The organism is uncultured Microbulbifer sp. (assembly GCF_913055755.1).
GTDB lineage: Bacteria > Pseudomonadota > Gammaproteobacteria > Pseudomonadales > Cellvibrionaceae > Microbulbifer.
This window is the reverse complement of sequence record NZ_CAJXKH010000043.1, coordinates 1-25,312: the sequence shown is the minus strand read 5'-3', so window position 1 is coordinate 25,312 and position 25,312 is coordinate 1. Positions and strand designations below refer to the sequence as shown.

General features: G+C 59.8%; 21 protein-coding genes and 1 other RNA gene. 13 read left to right on the top strand and 9 right to left on the bottom strand.

What is annotated here, in order from left to right; genetic code table 11:
• Positions 1-84 precede the first annotated feature (84 nt).
• The 3 genes from QZ511_RS09100 to QZ511_RS09090 form a co-directional block, all read right to left on the bottom strand.
• Complete coding sequence (locus QZ511_RS09100; RefSeq protein WP_295801854.1) at positions 85-567, bottom strand: methylated-DNA--[protein]-cysteine S-methyltransferase; 483 nt, start codon at positions 565-567, stop codon at positions 85-87.
• Entirely contained in the window at positions 567-2,045 is a 1,479-nt protein-coding gene (locus QZ511_RS09095) for a DNA-3-methyladenine glycosylase 2 (protein ID WP_295801852.1), read from the bottom strand. The genes QZ511_RS09100 and QZ511_RS09095 overlap by 1 nt, the downstream gene beginning before the upstream one ends.
• Positions 2,046-2,251: 206 nt before the next feature.
• A complete protein-coding gene (locus tag QZ511_RS09090; RefSeq protein WP_295801851.1) occupies positions 2,252-3,001 on the bottom strand; it encodes a hypothetical protein in 750 nt (249 codons plus the stop codon).
• Between the two features lie 335 nt (positions 3,002-3,336).
• Here QZ511_RS09090 and QZ511_RS09085 point away from each other — a divergent pair, with 335 nt between their 5' ends.
• The 4 genes from QZ511_RS09085 (at position 3,337) to QZ511_RS09070 (ending at position 9,604) form a co-directional block, all read left to right on the top strand.
• Complete coding sequence (locus QZ511_RS09085) at positions 3,337-3,918, top strand: Fe-Mn family superoxide dismutase (protein WP_295801850.1); 582 nt, start codon at positions 3,337-3,339, stop codon at positions 3,916-3,918.
• Positions 3,919-4,120: 202 nt separating this feature from the next.
• Positions 4,121-6,037 (top strand): DUF885 family protein, encoded by a 1,917-nt coding sequence (locus QZ511_RS09080; protein WP_295801848.1) that lies wholly within the window; start codon positions 4,121-4,123, stop codon positions 6,035-6,037.
• Between the two features lie 310 nt (positions 6,038-6,347).
• Positions 6,348-8,315, top strand: coding sequence for a di-heme-cytochrome C peroxidase (locus QZ511_RS09075; protein ID WP_295801847.1), 1,968 nt, complete (start codon positions 6,348-6,350; stop codon positions 8,313-8,315).
• The gene (locus tag QZ511_RS09070; protein ID WP_295801845.1) at positions 8,312-9,604 is read left to right on the top strand and encodes a catalase family protein; all 1,293 of its coding nucleotides are present in this window, start codon (positions 8,312-8,314) and stop codon (positions 9,602-9,604) included. Before QZ511_RS09075 ends, QZ511_RS09070 begins: the two co-directional genes overlap by 4 nt.
• Here the strand turns inward: QZ511_RS09070 and sodC are convergent.
• The 3 genes from sodC to QZ511_RS09055 form a co-directional block, all read right to left on the bottom strand.
• The gene (gene sodC / locus QZ511_RS09065; protein WP_295801843.1) at positions 9,598-10,140 is read right to left on the bottom strand and encodes a superoxide dismutase [Cu-Zn] SodC; all 543 of its coding nucleotides are present in this window, start codon (positions 10,138-10,140) and stop codon (positions 9,598-9,600) included. The genes QZ511_RS09070 and sodC overlap by 7 nt on opposite strands.
• Before the next feature lie 94 nt (positions 10,141-10,234).
• Positions 10,235-10,969 (bottom strand): DnaA regulatory inactivator Hda, encoded by a 735-nt coding sequence (gene hda, locus QZ511_RS09060; protein WP_295801840.1) that lies wholly within the window; start codon positions 10,967-10,969, stop codon positions 10,235-10,237.
• A 5-nt stretch (positions 10,970-10,974) separates the two neighbouring features.
• Positions 10,975-12,069 carry a DUF2066 domain-containing protein gene (locus tag QZ511_RS09055; protein ID WP_295801838.1) on the bottom strand — a complete coding sequence of 365 codons (1,095 nt, stop codon included), beginning with the start codon at positions 12,067-12,069 and terminating at the stop codon, positions 10,975-10,977.
• A 201-nt stretch (positions 12,070-12,270) separates the two neighbouring features.
• Between QZ511_RS09055 and purM the strand changes: the two genes are divergently transcribed.
• The 4 genes from purM (at position 12,271) to QZ511_RS09035 (ending at position 16,540) form a co-directional block, all read left to right on the top strand.
• Entirely contained in the window at positions 12,271-13,338 is a 1,068-nt protein-coding gene (purM, locus tag QZ511_RS09050) for a phosphoribosylformylglycinamidine cyclo-ligase (RefSeq protein WP_295801836.1), read from the top strand.
• A 7-nt stretch (positions 13,339-13,345) separates the two neighbouring features.
• Positions 13,346-14,041, top strand: coding sequence for a phosphoribosylglycinamide formyltransferase (gene purN / locus QZ511_RS09045; RefSeq protein WP_295801834.1), 696 nt, complete (start codon positions 13,346-13,348; stop codon positions 14,039-14,041).
• A gap of 63 nt (positions 14,042-14,104) precedes the next feature.
• Positions 14,105-14,857, top strand: a complete 753-nt coding sequence (locus QZ511_RS09040; protein ID WP_295801833.1) for a DUF3108 domain-containing protein — start codon at positions 14,105-14,107, stop codon at positions 14,855-14,857.
• Between the two features lie 234 nt (positions 14,858-15,091).
• Positions 15,092-16,540 carry an outer membrane protein transport protein gene (locus QZ511_RS09035; RefSeq protein ID WP_295801831.1) on the top strand — a complete coding sequence of 483 codons (1,449 nt, stop codon included), beginning with the start codon at positions 15,092-15,094 and terminating at the stop codon, positions 16,538-16,540.
• Between the two features lie 57 nt (positions 16,541-16,597).
• Here the strand turns inward: QZ511_RS09035 and QZ511_RS09030 are convergent, their stop codons facing one another.
• The gene (locus QZ511_RS09030) at positions 16,598-16,831 is read right to left on the bottom strand and encodes a hypothetical protein (RefSeq protein ID WP_295801829.1); all 234 of its coding nucleotides are present in this window, start codon (positions 16,829-16,831) and stop codon (positions 16,598-16,600) included.
• Between the two features lie 412 nt (positions 16,832-17,243).
• Here QZ511_RS09030 and QZ511_RS09025 point away from each other — a divergent pair, with 412 nt between their 5' ends.
• The 4 genes from QZ511_RS09025 (at position 17,244) to QZ511_RS09010 (ending at position 21,935) form a co-directional block, all read left to right on the top strand.
• Positions 17,244-18,626 carry a CmpA/NrtA family ABC transporter substrate-binding protein gene (locus QZ511_RS09025; protein WP_295801827.1) on the top strand — a complete coding sequence of 461 codons (1,383 nt, stop codon included), beginning with the start codon at positions 17,244-17,246 and terminating at the stop codon, positions 18,624-18,626.
• A gap of 83 nt (positions 18,627-18,709) precedes the next feature.
• Positions 18,710-19,702, top strand: a complete 993-nt coding sequence (locus tag QZ511_RS09020) for an ABC transporter permease (protein ID WP_295801826.1) — start codon at positions 18,710-18,712, stop codon at positions 19,700-19,702.
• 50 nt (positions 19,703-19,752) lie between these two features.
• Positions 19,753-20,640, top strand: a complete 888-nt coding sequence (locus tag QZ511_RS09015) for an ABC transporter ATP-binding protein (protein WP_295801824.1) — start codon at positions 19,753-19,755, stop codon at positions 20,638-20,640.
• A gap of 59 nt (positions 20,641-20,699) precedes the next feature.
• Complete coding sequence (locus tag QZ511_RS09010) at positions 20,700-21,935, top strand: alginate export family protein (protein WP_295801822.1); 1,236 nt, start codon at positions 20,700-20,702, stop codon at positions 21,933-21,935.
• A gap of 128 nt (positions 21,936-22,063) precedes the next feature.
• Here the strand turns inward: QZ511_RS09010 and QZ511_RS09005 are convergent, their stop codons facing one another.
• Both QZ511_RS09005 and ffs read right to left on the bottom strand, forming a co-directional pair.
• Positions 22,064-23,974: a M2 family metallopeptidase gene (locus tag QZ511_RS09005; protein WP_295801818.1), complete on the bottom strand. Its 1,911-nt coding sequence runs from the start codon at positions 23,972-23,974 to the stop codon at positions 22,064-22,066.
• A gap of 275 nt (positions 23,975-24,249) precedes the next feature.
• Positions 24,250-24,346, bottom strand: an RNA gene (gene ffs / locus QZ511_RS09000) — signal recognition particle sRNA small type.
• Between the two features lie 289 nt (positions 24,347-24,635).
• On the opposite strand from ffs, the gene QZ511_RS08995 reads away from it, so the two are divergent.
• Positions 24,636-25,312 (top strand): 6-carboxytetrahydropterin synthase (locus QZ511_RS08995; RefSeq protein ID WP_295801817.1); only part of this gene is annotated, 677 nt, incomplete at its 3' end.

The following is a 25,312-nucleotide window of genomic DNA, read 5'->3' as shown; positions in this document are numbered from 1 at the left end:
GAACTTGCCCACAGCGACCCACAGCCCCGGCTAATGCCGGGGCTTTTTTTTGCCTCCCCGAAGCGGGCCAGACCGCAGGGCAGGTCAGCCGATCAGCGCCCCTTCCAGCGCCAGCAGCCGCGCCTTCATTTCCAGCCCCCCGGCATAGCCGGTCAGGGTACCGTCGGCACCGATCACCCGGTGACAGGGCACCACAATGGACAGCGGGTTGGCGCCATTGGCCCGGGCCACCGCCCGCACCGCTTTCGGATTGCCAATGGCCTCCGCCAGCTCGCGGTAACTGCGGGTCTCACCGTAGGGGATGGCACACAGCGACTGCCACACACCGCGCTGGAAATCGGTGCCCGCAGCATCCAGCGGCAGGTCAAACACCTGCCGTTCGCCAGCGAAATACGCCTGCAATTGCGCGGCCGCCGCGTCGGTCAGCGACGTTGCCTGCCGCTGCCATTCGCGCTTGGCCACCAGCGGCCGCTGGCCGGTTTGCAGGTCGATCGCCACCAGACCGCTGTCGCTGGCGGCAATCGCCAGTTCACCGAACGCGCTGGGGTACAGGGAATAGCAGATCATCAAGACTTCCTCGGTTGGAGAGATTGCCACAACAGCAGCGCCCCGTAGGCGCGCCACGGACGCCAGGCTTCGGCCCGTGCCAGTGCCTGCTTCGGGGTGGATTTTTTGTCACCGTCGCCGAGCGCGATCAGGATACCCAGGTCCGAGGCGGGGAAGGCATCCGGCATCGAGAGCCCGCGCATCGCGGTGTACTGGGCGGTCCAGCCGCCAATACCCGGCAGCGCGGTCATCTGTTCGCACCAGCGCGCCAGCTCCGGTTCGCGGAAATCGATCTCGCCCGCCCCGGTGGCGGCAACGAAATTGCGCAGTGTCTGCGCGCGGGTGCGGGTAACCCCGAGTCCCGAGAAGTCTGCGCCCGCAAGCTGCTCTGGCGTGGGAAAAATGCGTACCTCCTGCCCGTCCGGCCCCGCAAACACCTCGCCGTACTGCGCCACCAAACGCCCGGCAATGGTGGTGGCCGCGGCCACGGAAATCTGCTGGCCGAGAATGGCCCGCAATGCGTATTCAAACGGATCCCAGGCGCCGGGCAGGCGCACGCCGGCGGACTGGCGGAGCACGACCTCGAGCTGCGGGTCGCGCGCCAGGTGCGCGGAAATCTCCTCGCTGTCCGCGTCCAGGTCGAACAGCCTGCGGATCTTTTCCCGCACCTGGTACAGCACTGCACCGGAGCCTTCCGCATAGACATCTACCGCGAGGCGCTTCTTGTCGGCCTGGTGTCGCACCTCAAGCAAGCCGCGACGCCCCGCCAGACAGAAGCTGCGCAGGTACACGGCGCCGTCGGGATCCTTCTCCTCCGCAAGGACCTGCTCCACACCCGGTAGTGCGCGAGCGGCAAAAAACGCCAGCAAGCCGGGCCAGTCGAACGGCGGCCGATAGCCCAGGTAAAGCCGCGTGGCGCTGCCATCGCTATTGGCGGTCCCCCCCTGCTCGCGCCGCACTTCTGACGGCGTGCGCCGGTAGACCGTTTTGAACACGTCATTGAACCGGCGCAGACTGTTGAACCCCGCCTCCAGGGCTATTTCGGCAACCGGCAGGCGGGTATCGCGCAGCAGGCTGAACGCAAACAGCGCACGCTCTGCCTGCCACACCTGCAACGGGCTGATCCCCAGATGTTCCGCAAACAGCTTGCGCAGGTAGCGACTGGTGATACCGAGGCGTTCCGCCAGCTGCTCGATGGACATGGCCTCGCGCTCGGCGCGCATCAGGTTCAGGGCCCGCTGCACCGTGGTGGATACCAGCCCCCAGGCGGGGCTGCCGGGGGCGGCGTCCGGCCGGCAGCGCAGGCACGGGCGGTAGCCGGCCGCGGCCGCCTCTGCCGCGGTGCCGAAGTACTCCACGTTGCGCTCCAGTGGCGGCCGCGCGGGGCAAATGGGGCGGCAGAAGATACCGGTGGTTTTCACTGCGGTAAAAAAGCGCCCGTCGAACCGCTTGTCGCGGGCAAGCCTGGCACTGCTACAGATGGAAGGATCGAGTTGCACGGTTGTGGCCCCGGAAAAATCTGCGGCCAGTGTATGGGTTGCGGGCGGGAGAGACTAGCCAGATTCGGAACTGACTGTGACCAGTTTGGTTGCGGGGTCGCAGGCACGAAAAAGGCGCACCCGTTTCCGGGTACGCCTTGCGACTGCCTTGCTACTGTGGCCGCTGCGTCAACTCGACACAACAGCTCGGCGTAACAGGGCTCACATTACGGCGCGGAAGCCGTGGTGGAGCTGCTCTGCAGGCTGCGAATCGCATCGCGCAACTGCACCAGGTCCTTGTTCACGGTGCGGCGATAGGTGTCGATAGACTGGATCGCCTCTTCGTTGGCACCCACACGCATGGTCAGGTCCGAGCGCACGGAAGACAGCTGGCGCTCCAGTTTGGCCACGGTGTCCTTGGTGTCGCGGGATGCGCTGACGGTGGACTCTTTCAGCTTCGCCAGCTCACTCTCCAGCGCCGCCACTTTTTTCAGGGCACCGTCCAGGTTACCGATCTTCTTCGAAAGCGCAGCGATCTCTTTCTTGTTGGACGCTGCCGCGGACTGGTTGGCAGAAATATTCTTGCGGTTGGTATCGTAAGACACACCCCACAGTTTGCGGATCTCGGAGGCGTTCTCCTTGACCTTGGCATTCAGTACTTCAACGGATGCCGCGGACTCCTCGCCGGACATCTCGAAGCGTTTCTCCAGCTGTTGAATACGGCCTTCCGCATCCACCAGCTGCACCCGGGTCTCCTGCCACTGGGTGTACAGGAAGCCGGCGCCGCCCAGGCCGGCCATTGCCAGCAACAGCGCCACGATTGCCAGGAATGAGGATCCGCCGCCACTGCGGGGCTCGGGATCCGCTGCGGGCGCCGGCGCCTGGGTGCGATAGCGCTGGCCACCGATGGGGCCATTGGCGGTCTGAGGGTCCAGCGACGGGCTGCTGCCGTCCAGGGTGGGCTCTCTGCGTTGCATGATTTCTCTTTCCTGCGGTTGTATCTGCGTTGAATGCGGTCTCTGTGCCAGTGAGACTGACCGACGGGCCAGAAGTGCCCGTCAGTAGAATTCTGGTTGAAAACAGCGGCAAGTTATACCAAAAACTGCCGAAAAAGTAAGCAACCTGAACACAAGTTTAGACGCCAGCCCCGTGGCAGGCCGAATATTCTACAATACCTGCGCATTTGGAACCTTTTGGCCAGTCCAACCGCTTAATAATGACTTCTGGCGCGTGTAGAATGCGCTTCACCAATAACTGACCTGTATCGGACCAGTGGTCGGATAGGGGTCCCATCAAAAGGAAGGAATACTACATGGCACATGTTCTCCCCGAGCTTCCCTACGCTATGGATGCCCTGCAGCCGCACATCTCCCAGGAAACCCTGGAGTACCACTACGGCAAGCACCACAAGACCTACGTAGACAAGCTGAACGGCCTGCTGGAAGGCACCCCGGACGCCGACAAATCCCTGGAAGACGTGATCAAGTCCTCTTCCGGCGGCGTATTCAATAACGCGGCCCAGATCTGGAACCACACCTTCTACTGGAACTGCCTGAGCCCGAACGGCGGCGGTGCAGCCACCGGCGCCGTGGCTGACGCCATCAATGCCGCTTTCGGCTCCTTTGACAAGTTCAAGGAAGAATTCACCAACAGCGCGGTCAACAACTTCGGTTCCGGCTGGACCTGGCTGGTGAAAAAGGCCGACGGCACCGTCGCCATCGTCAACACTTCCAATGCGGAAACCCCGCTGACCGACAGCAGCGTTACCCCGCTGATGACCTGCGACGTATGGGAGCACGCCTACTACATCGACTACCGCAATGCGCGTCCGAAGTACATGGAAGCTTTCTGGGCACTGGTGAACTGGGACTTCGTGAACCAGAACTTCGCCTGAGTTACCGCCAGGTAGCACACGCTAGAGCGGGCCCCCGGGCCCGCTTTTTTGTGCACACTTTTTCGTACATAAGCCCCACTATCGCGCACAAAATTTGTATAACCGCGCCTATCTCGTTACAACTTTCCTCGCGATAAACTTTATTCGACGACTTACGTCTCACACTGACGTACACGTTTCCTTTCATCAATGAGTAGCCACCATGAAATTGAAAGTGACCCTGCTGGCCGCAGCCATAAGCGCGCTTACCATGACAGGATGCGACCGGGAGCAGCAGAAGCCCCCAGAGCCACAATCAGAGCCGCAATCACAAGTCGCCCCCCAGACAGACACTGCACCGGCGACGGCCACAGAAGCCACCAGCGAAACCAAACAAGCCGACCGCGGAGATACCGCTGCCATTGCTGCGGCCAATGAGCTGTTCGAACAGCAATTTCAGGAATTCCTCGCCCGCAGCCCGGAGTTCAAAACATTCCTGGGCATGAAAGAGGACTACGGTAAGTGGAATGACATTTCGCCGGCGTTTGAAAAAGAATCGTTCGAAATCACCAAGCGCCAGCTGCGAGAGCTGAAGAAAATCGACCCGAGCAAACTCGACGACGCCACCCGCCTGTCACTGGAACTGGCGATCCGCAATCACGAACAGGATATCGAGGGCTACAAGTGGCGCCTGCACACCTACCCGGTGAACCAGATGTATGCGGTCCACACCAGTGTGGCCTCCCTGCTGATCAACCAGCACCGCGTTGACGACGTGTCCGACGCGGAAGCCTATATCTCCCGCCTGAACGGCCTCCCGGCACACTTCGAACAGCTGATCGCGAACCTCAAGGAGCGCGCCGATGCCGGAGTGATCGTGCCCAAGTTCGTGTTCCCCTATGTCATCAGCGACGGCGAAAATCTGATTACCGGTGCGCCTTTCGACGACGGTAAAGACAGCACCCTGTTCGCCGACTTCAAAGGCAAGGTGGACAAACTCAATATCAGTGACGAAGAAAAGGCTGCACTGATCGAACAGGCCAAAACCGCCATGCTGGAAAATGTGAAGCCGGCTTACCAGAACCTGATCGGCTACCTGGGCGAGCTGGAGAAAACGGCCACCACCGACGATGGCGCCTGGAAGCTGCCGGACGGCGACGAGTTCTACCAGCATCGCCTGAACGTCTACACCACCACCGACATGACTGCCGAGGAGATTCACCAGAAGGGTCTCGAAGAGGTGCAGCGCATTCACGATGAAATGCGTGAGATCATGAAGAAGGTGGAGTTCGAGGGCAGCCTGCAGGAATTCTTTGAATTCATGCGCACCGACAAACAGTTCTATTACCCGGAAACCGAGGAAGGCAAGCAGCGCTACCTGAAGGAAGCCACCGCCATCATCGACACCATGAAGGGGCGCCTGGACGAACTGTTCATCACCAAACCGAAAGCCGACCTGATCGTGAAGGCGGTGGAACCCTTCCGGGAGAAATCCGCAGGTAAAGCGTTTTACCAGCGCCCCGCACCGGACGGCTCGCGCCCCGGCATCTACTATGCCAACCTGTACAAGATGAGCAGCATGCCCACTTACCAGATGGAAGCGCTCGCGTACCACGAGGGTATTCCGGGACACCACATGCAGTTGTCCATCATGCAGGAACTGGAAAATGTGCCCAAGTTCCGCAAGTTCGGCGGCTACACCGCGTACACCGAGGGCTGGGGGCTGTATACGGAACTGGTACCGAAAGAAATCGGTTTTTACCAGGATCCCTACTCAGATTTCGGCCGCCTGGCGATGGAGCTGTGGCGCGCATGCCGCCTGGTGGTGGACACCGGCATGCACAGCAAGAAGTGGACCCGCGAGGAAGCCATCGACTGGCTCGCGGAAAACAGCCCCAACCCTCACGGGGATGTGGTAAAAGCCATCGAGCGCTATATCGTCATGCCCGGCCAGGCAACCGCCTACAAGATCGGCATGATGAAAATCCTCGAGTTGCGGGAAAACGCCAAACAGGAACTGGGAGATAAATTCGACATCCGCGAATTCCACGACGTGGTGCTGGCCAATGGCGCTGTTCCACTGGATGTACTGGAACAGCTGGTGGACGAATGGGTACAGGAGACCAAGTCCGGCTCCTGATCGGCCACCACAATGTACTAAATACGGGCTTGGCACATCGCCAGCCCGCTCCACGCCTTAAAAAGCCGGCCCCGGAAAATTGGGGCCGGCTTTTTTTTGTACTGGCGAGCGCTATACAATAGCCCCGCCAAAAGTCTGGCTCACGCCAGCGCAATAAAAACAGACAAAACAAAAACCGATACCAAGAGTTGCTGAAATGGATTTACTACGCACACTCCTGCGCCGTGGGCGCAACACCGGTGCAAACACTGGGGGGCACACCAGCCAGGGTAAACGAGGAGTAAAGTCTACCCGCTGGATACTGATAACCATGGCCATAGCCGCCAGCGCACTGGCTGGCTGCTCCATCGCACACCAGTTCCTGAAGCCCAATATCACCAGCGAAACCATCAGCGAAGTCCGCTACCTGGATCAGGGCTGGAGCGACGAAGACCGCGCCCTGTTCTACAACACGCCCCAGGGCACAGAACTGCAGGGCCTGCATTACGAATGGCTCGCGGCCCTGGAACTGCCGTTTTCCAACGAAAAGCTGGCCACGGAGAAAAACCTGCGCGGATGGGGCTTTATTGTCGATAGCGACGAGGCCGGCAGCGAATCCGGAGCTTATCCGGTGGGGATGAGCAAGCACTGGAATCCGCAGGCCAACGCCTACCGCCTGGATCTGGGTTGCGCCCTGTGTCATACCGGCGAGCTACATTACAAGGGCACCGCGCTGCGGGTAGATGGCGGACAGGCCATCCACGGCATGTCCACCGGCGCCCCCGGAGAGTTCACCTACTCGGTTGGTGCCAGCACCCTGGAAATGAAATACAACCTCGCCAAGTGGAACCGCTTTGCGGATGCAATCGCCGGCGACGACAGAGAGAAACGCAAACAACTGAAGCGCGACTTTGCCGCATTCCGCGAGCGCTTTTTTGAATTTGCGGATGGTCCCGGCAACGACGAGCACTTCCCGGTAACCGAAGGCCGCGGCCGCACCGATGCCGTGGGCCGCATCGGCAATGTGGTATTCGGGTACAACCTGGGGATCGAAGAAAACTACAAGAACGCCGATGCGCCGGTCAGTTACCCCTTCCTGTGGGATATCTGGCGCTTTGACTGGGTGCAGTACACCGGCTTCACCAACCAGGCGATGGCGCGCAACGTGGGCGAGAGCCTCGGGGTAATGGCACCGGTGAAGCTGGTGGATAAAGCCGGGGCACTGCTGCCGCCGGGGGAGTTCGGACAATCCACCATCGACATTCAGGGCATGCAGTGTATCGAGACAACCCTGCGCAAACTGAAGCCGCCGAAATGGCCGGAGGATGTGCTCGGAGAAATTGATTTAGACAAGGCCCGCGCGGGCAAACACCTGTTTGCGGACCAGTGCGCCCACTGCCACGGCCCGCATATCTCCAAACCCTACCGCTGGTCACTGGCCGACAGCCCGCAAGCCAACCCCGCAGCGCAGAACGACGTGAACTGGCAATGGGATATGTCCGGCCAGGTTTCCTACGACGAGGAAAACCGCCCGGTGCGCGAGGACTGGCGCAGCACCATCTGGTCCGTCCCCTGGATTGACATCAAGGTGATCGGCACCGACCCCAAAGCCGCGGAAAATTACAACGCAAAACAATATCTGGCCGGCCCACTGTTGCCGCCGGGAGCCCCCAAGGTCAACGCCGGCGACGGCCTGCAGCTGCTGATCAACCAGCTTCTGCCGGTACTGTACAAAAACAACGATATTTCCAGCGACAACAACGGTATCGCGGATTACGACGGCCTGAACGTGCCCTTCCGCATCGCCAATCACACCGCCTACAAGGCGCGCCCACTGCACGGTGTATGGGCCACGCCGCCATTCCTGCACAACGGCTCGGTGCCCACCATTTACGACCTGCTGTCGCCACGGGAGTCCCGCCCTGCCCGCTTCGGTGTCGGAAACCGCGAATACAACCCGCAAAAACTCGGGTATGTCACCGACCTGCGCCGCGGAAATTTCGAGTTCGACACCACCGTAGAAGGTAACCACAACAGCGGCCACCTGTTCACGGATGTGGACGAAAAGGGCCGCATCGGTGATCGCCTGAGCGAACAGCAGCGGATGGCACTGATCGAATACATCAAGGTGCTGGGAAATCCGGACTTCTCCGCAGCCCTCGGGGGCGACCCGCAGAACTGGGATCAATATTCGCCCCCGCCCGCCAGCCCCGGCGGCGAAATGGCCTGTGCGCCCTACCGCCATTCCAGCGAAAACGCCCCGCACCTGGTGCGCAACGACGGGGAGGCCGTGCTGTGAAAACATTACCCTGTGCGCTAGCCGCAGCAATGATCGCCCCGCTGCTCACTTTCAGTCCCATGCTCCGCGCCAGTGACCAGGCCGCGGCACCGGCCAGCGAACTGGACGACCTGGGCATGAACATTTCCCTGGAGGAAAAGGTCGCGATACTCTCGGCGATCAATTCCGCTCGGGAAGTCTCCCGCATCGCTCAAGCGCACAACGGCGAGACATTCCGCCGGGATGCCCATGCCAAAGCCACCGGCTGCGTGCGCGCCCGGTTTACCGTCAACGCGGATATTCCCGATGAATTTCGCCACAGCCTGTTTGCGGAACCCGGCCGCGAATACCAGGCCTGGATACGCTTCTCCAACGGCGACATGCTGGTACAGCCGGACGCGACACCGGATGCCCGAGGCATGGCAATAAAAGTGATGGGCGCGGAGGGCGCACCGGTTGCACCCGAGCTGGGCGCGAGCGGCAGCCAGGACTTCATCATGACCAACACCCCGGCATTTTTTAACCGCAATATCCACGACTACGCGGAGAACATGCAGCACCTGGCCAGGCTGGACAAAACCGGCTGGTTTGTCAGCCTGTGGCCGCCGCGGCTGCACCTCAGGGAAACCATCCGCGCCCGGCAGACCGTCTCCTCCCGCATCGACACACCGCTGGCTGCACAGTATTTTTCCATGCTGCCCTATCGCCTCGGCAACACCCCGCTGAAGTTTTCCGCCCGGCCCTGCCCCGGCAGCCGTTACGAGGTCACCGTCGACCAGAGCGGTGATGACTTCCTTACCCGACAGATGGCAGACACTCTGGAGACCGGCGCAGCCTGTTTCGATTTCATGGTACAGCCGCAAACCGACGAAACCGCCATGCCGCTGGATGACGCCACCGAAATCTGGCCGGAATCACAGTCGCCATTCCAGTCAATCGCCCGCGTGCGCATACCGCCGCAGACCTTTACCGGAAGCGCGCAACAGACGTTTTGTGAAAACCTGTCCATGAACCCCTGGAACGGGGTCGGGGAATGGGAGCCGCTGGGTAGCCTCAGCCGCGCGCGGCGCCTGGTGTACAAGGCGGTGTCCGACTATCGCCACAGCCAAAACAACGCGCCGCTGGCTGCCCCGGTGAACTGGTGTGTACCCGGTTACCCCGAGCCCTGCTCGACGACCCAGGGACTCAACGTGCGCAAGCCGAGATGGCCGCTGCCGCGCTGCTTCGATCCGCAATTCCGGCCTGTCGACGGCTCAGTCGTCGACAGCCAGTGCGAAGATGGGAACTATGGAAGTGCCGCCGCTTACTGAATTACGCCACAACCAAAGCGCGCACCGCCACCACCCAGCGGCTTGGGCTGGTCCGAGTAGTTGTCGCCACCGGCGTGAATCACCAGCGCTCGGCCCTTGAGGTCTTTCGTTTTCAGGCGCGGCGCCAGCACCGGCTCGTAGGCATTGCCATCACTGTCGACATACAGTGCCGGCAGGTCCCCCAGGTGGCCATCGCCCCAGGGCAACCCGTGCTTGCCGGTCTTTTTCGGATCGTAGTGGCTACCCGCCGCCAGCCCCGGGACCAGCTGGCCGTCCTTCATTGCCGGCTCGCAACTGCCATTCTCATGCAGATGAAAGCCGTGCAGCCCCGAAGGCAACCCTTTCAGTTTCGGGGTAAATACCAGGCCGTATCGGGTCTCGGTGATGGTGACCGTGCCCAGCATGGTGCCCACCCCCTTGTCATCGAGCCGCAGGACACTCACCACAGTTTCCGCGCTGGCCGACAGCGCCATGCTGCCCATCAGCGCCACCGCAACCAGAGACCAGGGGAAATGGGAACGGGCAACACGGGACATAACACTCCTCCACTGCAGGCCGGCCGGCGGCCAAAGTCACACTAATGCTTAAAGTGTAGAAGGAAATGCCAAACTGCCAGCGACAGGCAGAGGATCAGATATTCAGAACCTGCTTTACGAAGGGAATGGTGATCTTGCGCTGGGCCTCCAGGGAAGCCCGGTCCAGCTGCTCCAGGCAGGCGAACAGTGCGCGGGTATCCCGCGGTGCGCGATGAATGATGTACTGGGCCACATCCTCCGGCAGGTCAAAGCCGCGCAGGCGGCTGCGCTGGCGCAGGGCGGCGATCTTGTCCGCATCGCTGAGCGGGTGCAACTGAAAGATCAGCCCCCACTGCAGGCGCGAGCGCAGATCCGCCAGCTGCAGGTCCAGCCCCCGGGGAGACTTGCGCGCCCCCAGCAGCAGCTGCCGGCCACTGTCCTTGAGGCGGTTGTAGAGGTGGAACAGCCCCTCCTGCCAGTCCGCGCGGTTCTCTACCATCTGCAGGTCGTCGATGCACACCAGGTCCAGCTGGTCGAGACCGTCGAACATGACTTCCGGAATTGCCTCGATCAGGTCTTCCAGCGGCAGGTACTGAAACGAGCGGCCACTGGCCTCCGCCACCTGGCACACCGACTGCAGCAGGTGGGTCACACCGCTGCCGGACTCCCCCCACAGGTAAACCACCGGCTCCGGGTTGGCGCCGCTGGCAAAGTCCCGCAACAGGTCGGCCACCTGGCGATTGGCATCGCCGGGCTCCTGGTAAAAGTTCGCAAAAGTGGCGTCGTCACGCAGGGAAACACCTAGCGAGAGCTGTTGCGGCACGCCGCTCTTCTGATGACTACCGGACACGGGTACTACTGCCAGTGGTAACGCAGGGGGTTCTGCGCGCTGCCCAGGGGCGCGCGGTAGCCGGTCAGGTCTACCGGACCTTCCGCATCCAGCTGCAGGTTGCGGTTCAGGGCCAGCACGTCGCGCAGGCTCTCCAACTGGGTGCTGGTGGCGAGCGACAGAATCAGCCGGTCGCCGCGCACCGCCAGCACATCCGCAGCGCTGACCTGGGCCAGCCCCTGCAGATAACTGGTCACCTTGCTGTAGGCGGCGAAACTGCGGATGCCGGATATTTCCACCTGCACCGCACTGGCGACACCGGTGCCGCCTGCGCGCACGGCGTAGCGCTCCGCCATCAGGTTCGCAGCCTCGTTGATACCGCGCAGCGCCACCTCCTCCATGGAGCTGCCGCTGGCGTCAAAGGCATAGCTGCGGCCGCCGTGGATCAGCAGCCAGTTGGCCTGCCAGCGCTGGCCGGAAGTCTGCAGCAGGCGGCCCATCAGGGACGCGTCGGGACGGTAGCGCACCGCGGCTTTCTGCGCCGCAGCTTCGTCCTGCACCCAAAGGCTGCCCAGCGGCATATTGCGCTGGTCATTCAGATCCATCACCGGGAATTCCAGCGGCAGGCCGCGCTCCAGGGCCAGGCTATCCAGCAGGCCAAACAGTTCCGGGTAGTCTTCCTGGCGCAGGCTGTCGCGCCCGCTCTGCAGGCTGTCCACCGCCATCCACACCAGGGTGGCCGGACGGTTGTTGGGCCACAGCGGCAGTTGCAGCTGGTGCACCAGTTCATTCACGGCTTGCGGGTCAAAGCTGAGGTGCAGGTAAAGCTGGTTGTCTTCGCTGTCGTAGCGGTACACCTGCAGGTACTTGCGGGCATCCTTGAGAACCGGTGCCAGTTTCGGGTCACTGCCGATATTCTGGTCTCCGGTGACCCGCACGAAGATGCGCTCCAGGCCGCGGCTGCTGGCATTGGCGCGGTCGGTGGCGCCGCGGCTCGGCACCGCCTCGACGATTTCGTACAAATCCGGGATCACCCGCGCCTGCGCGGGCTGCAGGCAGGCGAGTGCCAGCAGGAAAAACAGGCCGTAGAGTACAACACGGGGGTGGATCGGCAGTGGCATCGGAGTTCCCCTTTACCTCTTATTCTGGGTTGCCCTGTGGCGGGCCTCGGTACTGCGGAACATCCAGAAATGGCCCGCAATGATCAAAATTGTGGCTATTGTATCAGTGTCGGCTGATTCGCCCAGCCTTCAGTTCGCACAATTGAGCAATTTTCCACTAGAATACGCGCCCTTCCAAACAGGCCCTTAACAGGTTGAACCATGAGCGACTCCAAGCCCACCTCTCCTTCCGAGAGCCCTTCCCTCAGCTATAAAGATGCCGGTGTCGACATCGACGCGGGCAATGCCCTGGTTGAGCGCATCAAGCATGTGGCCAAGCGCACCACACGCCCTGAGGTCATGGGCGGGCTCGGTGGCTTCGGCGCCCTGTGCCAGCTGCCCAGCGGCTATAAAGAGCCGGTTCTGGTGTCCGGCACCGACGGCGTCGGCACCAAGCTGCGCCTGGCCATGGACCTGGGCATCCACGACACCATCGGCATCGACCTGGTGGCCATGTGTGTGAATGACCTGGTGGTCGCCGGTGCCGAACCCCTGTTCTTCCTCGACTACTACGCCACCGGCAAGCTGAATGTCGACGTTGCCGCGGATGTGGTCACCGGTATCGGCGAGGGCTGCAGCCAGGCGGGATGCGCGCTGGTGGGCGGCGAGACCGCTGAAATGCCGGGCATGTACGAAGGTGACGACTACGACCTGGCCGGCTTCTGTGTCGGCGTGGTGGAAAAGTCCGGCATCATCGACGGTAGCAAGGTCAAGGCCGGCGACAAGCTGATCGGCCTGGGCGCCTCCGGCCCCCACTCCAACGGCTACTCCCTGATTCGCAAGGTGCTGGAAATCAGCGGCGCCGACCTGCAGAAAGACCTGGAAGGCAAAACCCTGGCGGAATCCCTGATGGCGCCGACGCGGATTTACGTGAAGTCCCTGCTGGAGCTGATGAAGAGCGTGCAGGTCAACGCCCTCAGCCATATCACCGGCGGCGGCCTGCTGGAGAACCTGCCGCGGGTTCTGCCGGAAAATGCCAGTGCCGTGATCAACACCAACAGCTGGGAGTTCCCGCCGGTGTTCCGCTGGCTGCAGGAAGCCGGCAATATCGAAAGCCGGGAAATGTACCGCACCTTCAACTGCGGCGTAGGCATGGTGATCTGCGTTCCGGCAGAAGATGCCGACCGCGCCATTGCAACCCTCAAGGGCCTGGGCGAGGACGCGTTTATCGTCGGCAGCATCGAAGAAGCTGCCGAGGGCGCGGAAGCCGTGGTACTGCAGGGACTGTAACACGACCATGTCAGACTCCTCTCTTGCACCACAGGCTGGCGGTTGCCGGGTTGTCGTACTGATTTCCGGCAGCGGCACCAACCTCCAGGCGCTGCTCGACGACGCCGCCAGACCCGAATGCGAATACGCCGTTCAGGCTGTAGTCAGCAACAAAGGTGAAGCATATGGTCTGACCCGGGCAGCGGATGCCGGTGTGGAAACCGCGGTACTGAGCCACCGGGATTTCACTGATCGGGAAAGTTTTGACCAGGCGATGATCGAGACGATCGATGCCTACCGTCCGGACCTGGTGATCCTGGCGGGCTTTATGCGTATCCTGACTCCCGGGTTTGTGCGCCATTACAGCGGTCGCCTGTTGAACATACACCCGTCCCTGTTGCCAAAGTACCAGGGCCTGCACACCCACCAGCGTGCGCTGGATGCCGGCGACAGTGAGCACGGGGCAACCGTGCACTTTGTCACCGAAGAGCTGGATGGCGGTCCGCCCATCGTCCAGGCCAGTGTGCCGGTACTCGCGAACGACAGTGCGGAATCCCTTGCACAGCGCGTACAGGTGCAGGAACATAAAATCTACCCGCTCGCCGCCCGCTGGTTTGCCCAGGGGCGCCTGCGGATGGTTGGCGACCGTACCGAGCTGGACGGCGAACTGTTACCGCGCCATGGCAAGCGCATCAACAGTACGGAAACGCCAGCAACAGAGTAACCAGGCCGGCTACATTTCCGGTCTGGATCAATGGAACTTGAGACTCAGACCGGAGGTGTAACCTTGCTCCGAATCACAGCAGCCGCTTTAACCGCTTTTCTCTGCACATTCCTCACCGCCCCGCTGGCGGTCGCCTCTTCCGACTCCGTTTCAACCTCAGCTGACAGCACCGTCCTGCAGCCCTTTACCGCGACCTACCAGGCGGAATTCAGCGGCTTTGGCGTCACCGCCGAGCGCAAACTCAGTGGCACCCCCGACAACTGGAGACTGGATTTTTCCGCCCACTCCATGTTTGCAAAAATCGAGGAGTACTCGCGTTTTTCCCAAAGTGGCAACCGCCTCACCCCGCAACACTATGATTACCAGAAATCCGGCCTCGGCCGGGATCGCCACACCGCACTCAACTTTGAAAACGCACAGCAGCGGGTGGTAAACGTCCACGACAAATCCCGCACCATCGAAAATGCCCCGGCACACATCCAGGACAAAATCAGTTACCAGTTACAACTGGCGCTGGATGTCGCGGCGGGAAAAAAGACGCTGGAATACGATGTCGCTGACGGCAAAAAAATCCGTCACTATGAATTTCGCATTGCCGGCCGGGAAAAAATCAAAACGCCAATGGGTTTGGTAGATACCATCAAGGTCCAGCGCGTGCGCGCACAGGATGCCGCGCGCGTCACCAACATCTGGTTTGCGCCCGAATGGAATTACGCCCTCGTAAAGCTTATGCAGCGTGAAGATAATGGCAAAAGCTACCAAATCACCCTGACAAATTTATCCATTGATGGAAATCCCGTTAGCGTAAAAAAATAATCGAAAAAATTTCCTCACACTCTGCAAAAAAATCACGTCAAAGCGTAGATTTTCCCGCTCATTGCCTCTATAAAGTCGCGGCTTTATTCCCGTGCGTAAATTTCGCACTGCTAAAATCATCCTACAGGGAATAGGTTTGCTTGAAGCAAATGTATTCTGAAAAAGCTTCACTGCCAAAGCCGAAGTGAAAGCGTCACTGCATTGGCATTATTTTCAGCAACAGAGTGGGACCTCATGACTATCAAAACTCTGCGCAAAGCCGCATTGGCCGCAGCGATCTGTTCCGTGTCCGGCGGCGTCTTTTCCAGCGGCGCCATGGCTGCCGGTTTCGGGCTCCAGGAGTCCAGCAGTTCCGGCCTCGGCCGCGCGTTCGCGGCAGAAAACACCATCGGCGATAACGCCGCAATTCTCGCGCGCAACCCTGCCGGTTCGGCACTATTCAATGAAATCGCGATTTCCGGCGGCGCGACCTATGTCAACCCGGAAATTGACGCCGCGGGCTACACCGAATATTACGCGCGGACCGAAGCTGGACCGTTTCTGCTCGCAGAACCCCTGTTCGCAACCGCAGACGACTATGCCAGCAGTGCCTGGGTGCCCAATGCCTACCTCGCGGTACCATTTAACGACTGCTGGTCCTTTGGCCTCGCCATCAACACCGACTATGGTCTGGAAACCGATTTCGACGCCGACTGGCCGGTAACCCACATCGCCGACAAGACCGAACTGATTTCCGTCGATATTGCGCCATCCGTCGCATTCGACTTCAACAACCAGTTCAGCGTGGGCATTTCCGCCAACTTCCTGTATGCAGATGCCACCCTGGAATCCAAAGTGCCATCTGACTTTATCATCGACCCAAGCCTGTCGGACGCCAGAATTCTCGATGCCGATGGCGATGACTGGGACTACGGCTGGGCCATTGGTGCCATCTGGCGCAGTGTCGACGGCCGCACCCGCGTGGGTATTTCCTATCAGTCCGAGATGGATCCGGAAATCGACGCCGATGTGGATTCCGACCTGCTGCCGGCGTTCAACAACAGCGGTCAGATCGTCGGCACCTTTTCCGGGGAAAAAGCAGACCTGACCCTGGACCTGCCAGACATCTTGGAACTCGGCCTGTACCACCGCTTCAGCGACAACTGGGGTGTGGCAGTGGGTGCCCTGTGGACCGACTGGGATGACTTCCAGCGCCTGGAAGCCTTCTTCCCGGATCAGACCGCCGGTGGCGCTCCAATCCCCAACTACAACCCGCTGCATATCAAAGAGGAAAACTTTGAATCCGGCTGGCGTTACAGCCTGGGTCTGGAGTACTACCCCTGCGATGAAGTGACCTGGCGCGTTGGCTATGCCTATGACGAGGGCGCCGCCCGCGATGGCCTGAACGAAGATGCGGTCAATGAGACCGCACAATTCGGCTTCGGCGCCGGCCTGCCGGTAACCTGGCGCACCCTGTCCATTCCCGATGCCGACCGCCAGTGGGTGACCTTTGGCGGCACCTATGAGTTCAACAACCAGCTGAGCATCGATGGCGGTCTCGCCTACCTGTGGGGTGACGATGAGACTATTCAGGAGTTCTCAGCACTACCTACATCTGCCGGCACCCTGGGAACCTACTTCAACGGTGGCACCACCAACCTGGAAGCCTGGCTCACCGGCGTTTCACTGAACTACAAGTTCTGATTACACCGTCAGCAACAGACTTGCCATTGGGGTCGGGCTAGCATGCCCGGCCCTTTTTTATTCCTGGAAAATCTGCGCGGCCTCGCATTCGAGGCTCGCCCGCTGATGGAGCGCACGCACCAATCCTGACACGTATTTCGCACCGAAAACCGCCACGGCAAAATCTGCCGCGCACCAGAAAAATACTTCACTATCGCTCGCGCACTGATTGTGGTGCACGCCAGAGACACCCGCCATCCACTTGCTGACGCAAAAATCCTCCAAAAAAACAGCGACGGCGAAAACTGCCAAGACAGCAAAATCCCCTGCACGACGCTCGATCCAGAGATAAAACCTTCGGGTAAAACTTATTGTTTAACAGTCACTTGCGCCCTCTTGGCGCGGCGGAGCCGCGCCTTGAAAACGGCGCCCATATAACCGGCCAAAGCAGCATGGCAGAAGCCGGAGCAAGAAAAGTTGGCACACTCTTCGCAAAGATCGCTGCGTAGGCGAAACACAATCGCTGGTGAAAATTTAATTTCAGGTCGGCGTTTAAGAACGAAGACCAAACATCAAAAAAGTCGCAACCGCGAATGGTTGCCCAGAGCACAGGCGCTCATCGATACCTGCCCGACCGGCAGCCAATCGATGGGCGCTTTTTTTTTGCGCTCCATTTTTTGACACAGAACTTATTTCGCAACTTGAAAACTGGGGAGATCATCAAATGCAATGGAAAAAATCCTTGAAACAACTGGCCGGTGCCCTTGCACTGTTTGCCGGCACCGCCCTGAGTACAGCACCGGTAGCTGCTGAGGAACTGGGCTACCCGGAAAAAGAGGAGCTGACCTTCGGCTTTATCAAACTTACGGATATGGCGCCCATTGCCATCGCATACGAGAAGGGATTCTTCGAGGACGAGGGCCTCTACGTCACCATCGAAGCCCAGGCCAACTGGAAAGTATTGCTGGACGGCGTCATCGACGGTCGCCTGGACGGTGCCCACATGCTGGCGGGACAACCCATTGCCGCCACCATGGGCTTCGGCACCAAGGCGGACATCATTACCCCCTTCTCCATGGACCTGAACGGCAACGGCATTACGGTCTCCAACGATATCTGGGAACAGATGAAGGCCAACATACCCAAGCAGCCAGATGGCAAGCCGGTACACCCGATCAAGGCGGATGCGCTGAAACCGGTAGTGGAAAAATACAAGGCCGACGGCAAGCCCTTCAATATGGGCATGGTATTCCCGGTTTCCACCCACAATTATGAGCTGCGTTACTGGCTCGCCGCCGGTGGCATCCACCCGGGCTATTACGCCCCCCACAAGGGCGACATTTCCGGACAACTGGAAGCAGATGCGTTGCTCTCGGTTACGCCGCCGCCCCAAATGCCGGCCACACTGGAAGCGGGCACCATCTACGGATATTGCGTGGGCGAACCCTGGAACCAGCAGGCGGTATTCAAGGATATCGGCGTGCCGGTGGTTACCGACTATGAGATCTGGAAAGACAACCCGGAAAAGGTTTTCGGAATCACCCGGGAGTTTGCGGAAAAGTACCCCAATACCACCGTGCGCCTTACCCGCGCACTGATACGCGCGGCCATGTGGCTGGATGAAAACAACAATGCCAACCGCCCGGAAGCAGTGAAGATTCTGTCCCAGTCGAATTATGTGGGCGCCGACTACGAAGTAATTGCCAACAGCATGACCGGCACCTTCGAATACGAAAAAGGTGACAAGCGCGAAGTGCCCGACTTCAATGTCTTCTTCCGCTACAACGCCACCTATCCCTACTACTCCGACGCCATCTGGTATCTGACACAAATGCGCCGCTGGGGCCAGATTCCGGAAGACAAATCCGACGATTGGTACAAGGATCTCGCAAGTAAAGTCTATCGCCCGGATATCTATGAGGCTGCCGCGAAATCCCTGATTGCCGAAAAGCTGGCCAAGCCCGAGCAATTTCCGGACTTTGCCACCGAAGATGGTTTCCGCGATCCGCAGACCCACTTCATCGACGGCATTGTGTACAACGGCCATGAACCCAATGCCTACATCGAGAAATTCCCCATTGGCCTGAAGTCCGGCCAGAAGCTCTGACACCAGGCGCAGTTTGCCGGGCCTGCGGGTCCGGCAGGTAAAAACCGGGATAGCTCCAACACAACCATTGAGGTAACCGCACCATGACAGCCACTACCCTTGCAACAGAGAAACTTACCGGGATTCGTTTGCCGAGGCTCGACAGCAGATTCCTGGGAAGTGCCATCAAATATGTGGCGCTGCCACTGGCAGGCATTCTGGTGTTTCTGTTGCTGTGGTCGGTCACCGCGCAGCGTATCGATACGTCACTGGGGAAGTTTCCCGGACCTGCGGCCGTTGCCGAACAGTTTGATGCCCTGTACCAGGAGCACCAGCGCTCGCGGGAAAAGGAGCGCGCTTTCTATGAGCGACAGGAGGTGCGCAATGCGGAACGGGTCGCCAAAGACCCGGACTACGTGCCGAAAATTCGCGCCTATACCGGCAAGGAAACCTTTCTCGACCAGATCGTTACCAGCCTTGTGACGGTTATGAGCGGCTTTCTTCTGGCGGTGGCCATCGCGATCCCTCTGGGCATCGCGGTAGGTTTGAGTCCGGCACTCAACAGTGCGGTCAACCCGATCATCCAGGTATTCAAGCCGGTATCACCCCTGGCCTGGTTGCCGCTGGTCACCATGGTGGTGTCGGCCCTCTATAGCACCCCGGATCCGGTGGTCGCGAAATCATTTCTCAATTCGCTGATTACGGTAACCCTGTGCTGTCTGTGGCCGATGGTCATCAACACTGCCGTGGGCGTTGCCGGTATCGATCGCGACCTGGTCAATGTGTCCAAGGTACTGCGACTGCCGGCCCTCAAGCACGTGCAGAAAATCGTCCTGCCGGCTGCGGTGCCGATGATTTTCACCGGTATGCGGCTGTCGCTCGGTGTGGCCTGGATGGTACTGATCGCAGCGGAAATGCTGGCCCAGAACCCGGGACTGGGCAAGTTTGTGTGGGATGAATTCCAGAACGGCAGTTCGGACTCACTGGCGCGCATCATGGCCGCAGTGCTGGTTATCGGCGCCATCGGCTTTCTGCTGGACCGCGGCATGCTCGCGCTGCAGAAACTGGTCTCCTGGGACAAAGGGATCAGTCAGTAACCAGCCAATCCCCTTCGCGCAGAAACGAATACTCAAAATTGGAGCAAAGCATGAGTGTATTACTGGATATCAGCCATATCGACATGGAATTCCCCACTCCCAAGGGCAGCTTCACCGCACTGAAGGATGTGAACCTGAAAATTTCCCAGGGTGAATTTGTCTCCCTGATCGGACACTCCGGATGCGGCAAGTCCACCGTATTGAATGTGGTGGCGGGCCTTTACCAGGCCACTCGCGGCGGTGTCATCCTGAACGGCAGGGAGGTAACCGAACCGGGGCCGGAGCGCGCTGTGGTATTCCAGAATCACTCCCTGCTGCCGTGGCTGACGGCATACGAAAACGTGGAGCTGGCGGTCAGGCAGGTATTCGGCAAATCCCGCTCCAAAACGGAAATGCGCGAGTGGATCGAACACAACCTGAATCTGGTGCACATGGGCCACGCCATGCACAAGCGCCCGGCGGAAATCTCCGGTGGGATGAAGCAGCGGGTGGGTATCGCGCGCGCGCTGGCAATGCAACCCAAGGTTCTGCTGATGGATGAACCCTTCGGCGCGCTGGATGCACTGACCCGAGCACACATGCAGGACTCGCTGATGGAAATCCAGGCGGAGCTGAACAACACCGTCATCATGATCACCCATGACGTCGATGAAGCGGTGCTGCTTTCCGATCGTATCGTGATGATGACCAATGGCCCGGCGGCAACCATCGGCGAAATTCTCGACGTAAACCTTGAGCGTCCCCGTCACCGCCTGGAACTGGCAGACGACGCACTCTACAACCAGTACCGAGCGAGAGTGCTCAAGTTTCTGCACGAACGCCACAGCCAGCCGGATGTTCCGGCAACCAAGCCGGTGGAGAACAAACCGGATGCACCCCAAACCGCGTCCGCCGAGCATTCGCGACCTGCAGTGGAGACCGTAGAGGACGCCGCCTGACACAAGTTCACGAAAAAAATACTCAATAAAAACCGATTTTCCGTTCCGAGGACAATTAGATGAAAAAACAAAACCTTCTGACTGCCAATACACTGATAACCACCCTGCCGCGCCAGCTGCTCGCACTGGCCATCGGCACTCTCGCAGCGACACCGGTTCTCGCGCAGGAAGTGGCCGGGGACCAGGCGCCTGCGGTCACCAGCTTCGGCGATGCCCTCAGCCAGGGGGATGTATCCCTCAGCTTCCGCGCACGTACGGAAATGGTCGACACCGCCGGCAGCGATGTAGACCTCACCAGCCTTAAAACTCGCCTGACCTTTTCGTCTGCCGCCTACCAGGGCTTCAGCACCGTAATCGAGATGGATGACGTCACCCATATCACGGAATTTGAAGGCGGCGTCGGCGACCCCGAGGGTACCGAGGTCAACCAGGCATTTCTTGCCTACCAGCTGGGGAAGACCAGTGTGAAATACGGCCGCCAGCGCATCCTGCTGGACAACCAGCGCTTTGTCGGCGGCGTCGGCTTTCGCCAGAACGAGCAGACTTACGATGCATTCAGCGTAACCGACAACAGCCTTGCCGATACCACGCTGTTTATGGCGCACATACACAACGTAAACCGTATCTTTGGTGAAGACAGCCCAGTAGGCGACCATACCAACGATACCTATCTGCTCAACGCCAAATACGCGGGGCTGCCCCTCGGCGCCCTGAGCGGGTACGCGTACCTGATCGACAATCAAGACGCCCTGGCCTTTTCCACCGATACCTACGGCCTGCGTTTTGCCGGCGGTCAGGGCAGCCTGAGTTATGCGCTGGAATATGCCACCCAGTCCGCCGCAGCGGATAACCCGGCGGATTACACCGCGGACTACCTGCTGGCGGAAGGCAGCTACAAAGTGGGTTCGGTAACACTGGCTGCTGGCTATGAGCTGCTAGGGGCAGACGGCAGCGACGGACAGTTCATCACGCCACTGGCGACCCTGCATAAATTCCAGGGCTGGAACGACAAGTTTCTCGGCGGCGGTACCGGTAACATTGCCGGCGGCATTGAAGATGTCTACCTGTCTGCCGGCACCAGCCTTGCCGGGATAAAACTCGCGGTCAATTACCACCAGCTGAGTTCCGACGATTCCGGTGTTTCCGGTATGGACAAACTCGGAAGCGAGCAGGGTTTCCTCGCGGCCTATACCCTCGCCGGGGTCAACCTGAGCCTGAAGTACAGCCGTTACAGCGCGGACGACTTCAGTGTGGATACCGATAAACTCTGGCTCACCGCCGCCGCTACTTTTTGATATGAATGTAAGTGGAAACTGCTTCTCGCATATTGCAGAGCAGTTCAAACAATATCTGAGAAACATTTGAATGCGAGCAAAAAAAAGCCCGGCATGGATAACCATGCCGGGCTTTTGGGACAGTTGGCTTACCAACCGCACTGGCGGTCTTTATTCTGCTCCTGCAGGTATGCCATCAATGGCTGGAAGTAATCCACGATCGCGGAGGCATCCAGTTCACGCTGGCCGGTCAGCGCTTCCATCGCATCGGGCCACGGCTTGCTGGCCCCCATGGCGAGCATATCGCGCAGTTTCTTGCCGGCGGCATCGTTCTTGTAAATGGAGCAGCGGTGCAGCGGACCGGTTTCGCCAGCGGCATCGCACAGCGCACGGTGGAACTGGTACTGCTGGATGTGGGCAAGGAAATAGCGCGCGTAGGGGGTATTCCCCGGGATATGGTACTTGGCGCCCGGATCGAAATTGGCTTCGCTGCGTGCCACCGGTGCTTCCACACCCTGGTATTCCTCACGCAGTTTCCACCACGCCTTGTTGTAGTCTTCCGGCTGCACTTCGCCGTTAAAGACCTGCCAGCGCCACTTGTCGACCATTAAACCGAACGGCAGGAACGCAATCTTGTCCAGCGCCTGCTGCATCAGATAGCCCAGATCCTTGTCTTCGCCGGGAATCTCGTCCAGCAGGCCGATTTCTTTCAGGTATTTCGGCGTAATGGACAGGGCAACGGTATCACCCACCGCCTCGTGGAAACCATCGTTGGCACCTTCCTTGTACAGGAACGGCTGCTGGTTGTAGATGCGCTGGTAGAAGTTGTGCCCCAGTTCGTGGTGGATGGTGACCAGGTCTTCGCCGGTCTTGTTGATGCACATCTTGATACGGATATCGTCAACGTTATCCAGGTTCCAGGCGCTGGCATGACAGACTACGTCGCGATCGCGGGGCTGGGTAAATTGCGAACGCTCCCAGAAGGTTTCGGGCAGCGGCTTGAAGCCGAGAGAGGTGAAGAATTTCTCCCCGACTTTGACCATATCCTGCTCGCTCATCCCGGAATCAACCACCAGCTCGGTGAGGTCGTAGGGCGCTTGCATGTCGTCGTCTTTGACGATGTCATAAACATTGCCCCACTGCTGCGCCCACATATTGCCGAGCAGATGTGCGGGGATCTTGCCCTGGGCCGGTGCCACCTCGTCGCCGTAATGCTCGTTCAGTTTCGCACGCACGTGGCAGTGCAGAGCTTCGTACAGCGGCTTCACCTTGTTCCACTGGGCGTCCATGTCGGCGGCAAAGGCATCCGGCTCCATATCGTATTTGGAACGCCACATTACGCTCAGGTTGTCGTAACCGAGTTCCTGTGCGCCGGCATTGCCGATTTCCACCTGGCGCTCGTACAGCGGCTTCATGGGCGGAGCGACCTCTCGCCAGCCTACCCACAGATCCTTCAACTCCTTCGGGTCGCGGCTCTTCGCCATGATCTGGCCCATTTCGGTGAGGGTCAGGCACTTTTCACTGTCGCCCTCTCCGGTGCAGTATTTGCCGGCGCCGTACATGCCCTGCATCTTGGAACCGATCTGTGCCAGTTCGGCGGTCAGCTCTGGATCCTTAGGTGCAGGAAATACCAGGCTCTGCTTGAGCATGGTGAGCGCACGCCGGGTCTCCGGGTCGAGGTCCACATTGTCAAATTTCGCCGCCTCCTGGGCGAGCTCTACCGCCAGCGTGGTCGCGCGCTCCACCGCCAGGGCCTCGGTAAACTGGGAGTCGACGTTGATGTAGGTAGCAGCCAGCCAGCTCGCGTGACTCACCTCTTCCGAGATCTTCGCCAGCTGGGCCTGCGCGTCATCCAGGAATGCCTTGGCATCTGCGGCAGTAAGACTGCCGCTGGCGGCATCTGTCTGGGCCGTGGTACCCGTATTATCGTCCGGGCCACGAGAGGCCTCCGCGGCAGGTGCCGGAGCCGTCGCCTGTTGCGCGGCCCCCTGCTCTGAATTGCGATTGTCACAGGCGGAAACAGCCATGGTCGCGGCAATAACCAGCGCTAGCTTTTTCATCAGCGTCCTCTGTTTTATTTGCTTTTTCCCAAGGGAGAAGGGTCGATTTGAAGACAGAAAAATCCCCAATACGCTCTTTCTGTCGTCGTTTTATAGCACACAGAGTCATCGGCACGGGCTGTGGTAGCGCCCTGCACGCCCAACATCGGCACAAAATTCCCCACATCAGTCTTTTCTTGGAGAAATGTCTCGCAACTGGCGCTGGATACAGCAACCTCTGGAAACCAGGGTATCGGGGGGAAAGTAATGAATTGAAGAGAGGGAATTGGAGGCAGCCCAACCAGCACACCCCCGGCACATGATGTCACTGCTACCGTTGCTCCCTTCCGGGCCTGGCGGGGTTCACAGCTGATCATTGCGAGGAGACCGGAAGGGCCGCCATCACGCTCGAGCAATCAGGCTAGCATCTGTGAGATGCGGTCGCCAACAGGGGGACCTGCGCTCGAAGAGGGCGCGATTATAGAGACTCCAGGCGCCAGGTTCCAGCCCCAATTTGCCTCCGATTTTCCCTCGACGGCCAGCCGCATTCTCGCGGCGTGCTTCGAAGCGAGAAAATCCTCCGTGCAAAGCGCCAATTTGCCACGGCAAAAAGCTATACTGTGCCGCGCCCGGATCCGGGCCCTTCAGTCACCTGTTCAGCCACTTTCTACCCGGAAAATCTATGCACCTGTTTGTCGACAGCCTCACCAACGTGGATTTCAGTTATCTCCACCGCAGCCGCGGCATTGTTGGCGAAACCTGGCTGGCCAATGCAGCGCTCGATGGCGCACTGGATGAGCAGGGCATGGTGTGCGACTTCGGCATCGTCAAGAAGACTCTGCGCAACTGGCTGGATACGGAGCTGGATCACCGCCTGCTGGTGCCCACCCGCGCACCGCAGCTGACACTGGAACAGAGTGAAGACGGCATCCACCTGGACTGGCAACTCGACAGCGGAGAAACGATTTCCGTGAGCGGCCCGGCACAGGCGTTTGCCCTGGTCGCGGTGGAGTCCATTACCCCGGAATCGGTAGCGGGCTGGTGTGTCGGCGAACTCGATGGGGTCTTCCCCACCAGTGTCGACCAGCTGCGACTGGATTTTACCAGCGAGGCCATCGACACCCCCTACTACCACTACAGCCACGGCCTGAAAAAACACGACGGCAATTGCCAGCGTATCGCGCACGGCCACCGTTCCCGAATCCGCATCGAGGTGGACGGCGCGCGCGACCCGCAACTGGAAGCCCAGTGGGCAGAGCGCTGGGCCGATATCTACCTCGGCACCCGCGAGGATCTGCAGAAGGAATCCGACAAGCTGCTGCACTTTGCTTACAGCGCCCGTCAGGGTGAATTCACCCT

Bases quoted from the DNA above. Each gene is read 5' to 3' on its own strand.
- QZ511_RS09100 (WP_295801854.1), bottom strand. From the start codon at position 567: ATGATCTGCTATTCCCTGTACCCCAGCGCGTTCGGTGAACTGGCGATT.
- QZ511_RS09090 (WP_295801851.1), bottom strand. From the start codon at position 3,001: ATGCAACGCAGAGAGCCCACCCTGGACGGCAGCAGCCCGTCGCTGGAC.
- QZ511_RS09085 (WP_295801850.1), top strand. From the start codon at position 3,337: ATGGCACATGTTCTCCCCGAGCTTCCCTACGCTATGGATGCCCTGCAG.
- QZ511_RS09080 (WP_295801848.1), top strand. From the start codon at position 4,121: ATGAAATTGAAAGTGACCCTGCTGGCCGCAGCCATAAGCGCGCTTACC.
- QZ511_RS09075 (WP_295801847.1), top strand. From the start codon at position 6,348: ATGGCCATAGCCGCCAGCGCACTGGCTGGCTGCTCCATCGCACACCAG.
- sodC (WP_295801843.1), bottom strand. From the start codon at position 10,140: ATGTCCCGTGTTGCCCGTTCCCATTTCCCCTGGTCTCTGGTTGCGGTG.
- QZ511_RS09055 (WP_295801838.1), bottom strand. From the start codon at position 12,069: ATGCCACTGCCGATCCACCCCCGTGTTGTACTCTACGGCCTGTTTTTC.
- purM (WP_295801836.1), top strand. From the start codon at position 12,271: ATGAGCGACTCCAAGCCCACCTCTCCTTCCGAGAGCCCTTCCCTCAGC.
- purN (WP_295801834.1), top strand. From the start codon at position 13,346: ATGTCAGACTCCTCTCTTGCACCACAGGCTGGCGGTTGCCGGGTTGTC.
- QZ511_RS09035 (WP_295801831.1), top strand. From the start codon at position 15,092: ATGACTATCAAAACTCTGCGCAAAGCCGCATTGGCCGCAGCGATCTGT.
- QZ511_RS09025 (WP_295801827.1), top strand. From the start codon at position 17,244: ATGCAATGGAAAAAATCCTTGAAACAACTGGCCGGTGCCCTTGCACTG.
- QZ511_RS09020 (WP_295801826.1), top strand. From the start codon at position 18,710: ATGACAGCCACTACCCTTGCAACAGAGAAACTTACCGGGATTCGTTTG.
- QZ511_RS09015 (WP_295801824.1), top strand. From the start codon at position 19,753: ATGAGTGTATTACTGGATATCAGCCATATCGACATGGAATTCCCCACT.
- QZ511_RS09010 (WP_295801822.1), top strand. From the start codon at position 20,700: ATGAAAAAACAAAACCTTCTGACTGCCAATACACTGATAACCACCCTG.
- QZ511_RS09005 (WP_295801818.1), bottom strand. From the start codon at position 23,974: ATGAAAAAGCTAGCGCTGGTTATTGCCGCGACCATGGCTGTTTCCGCC.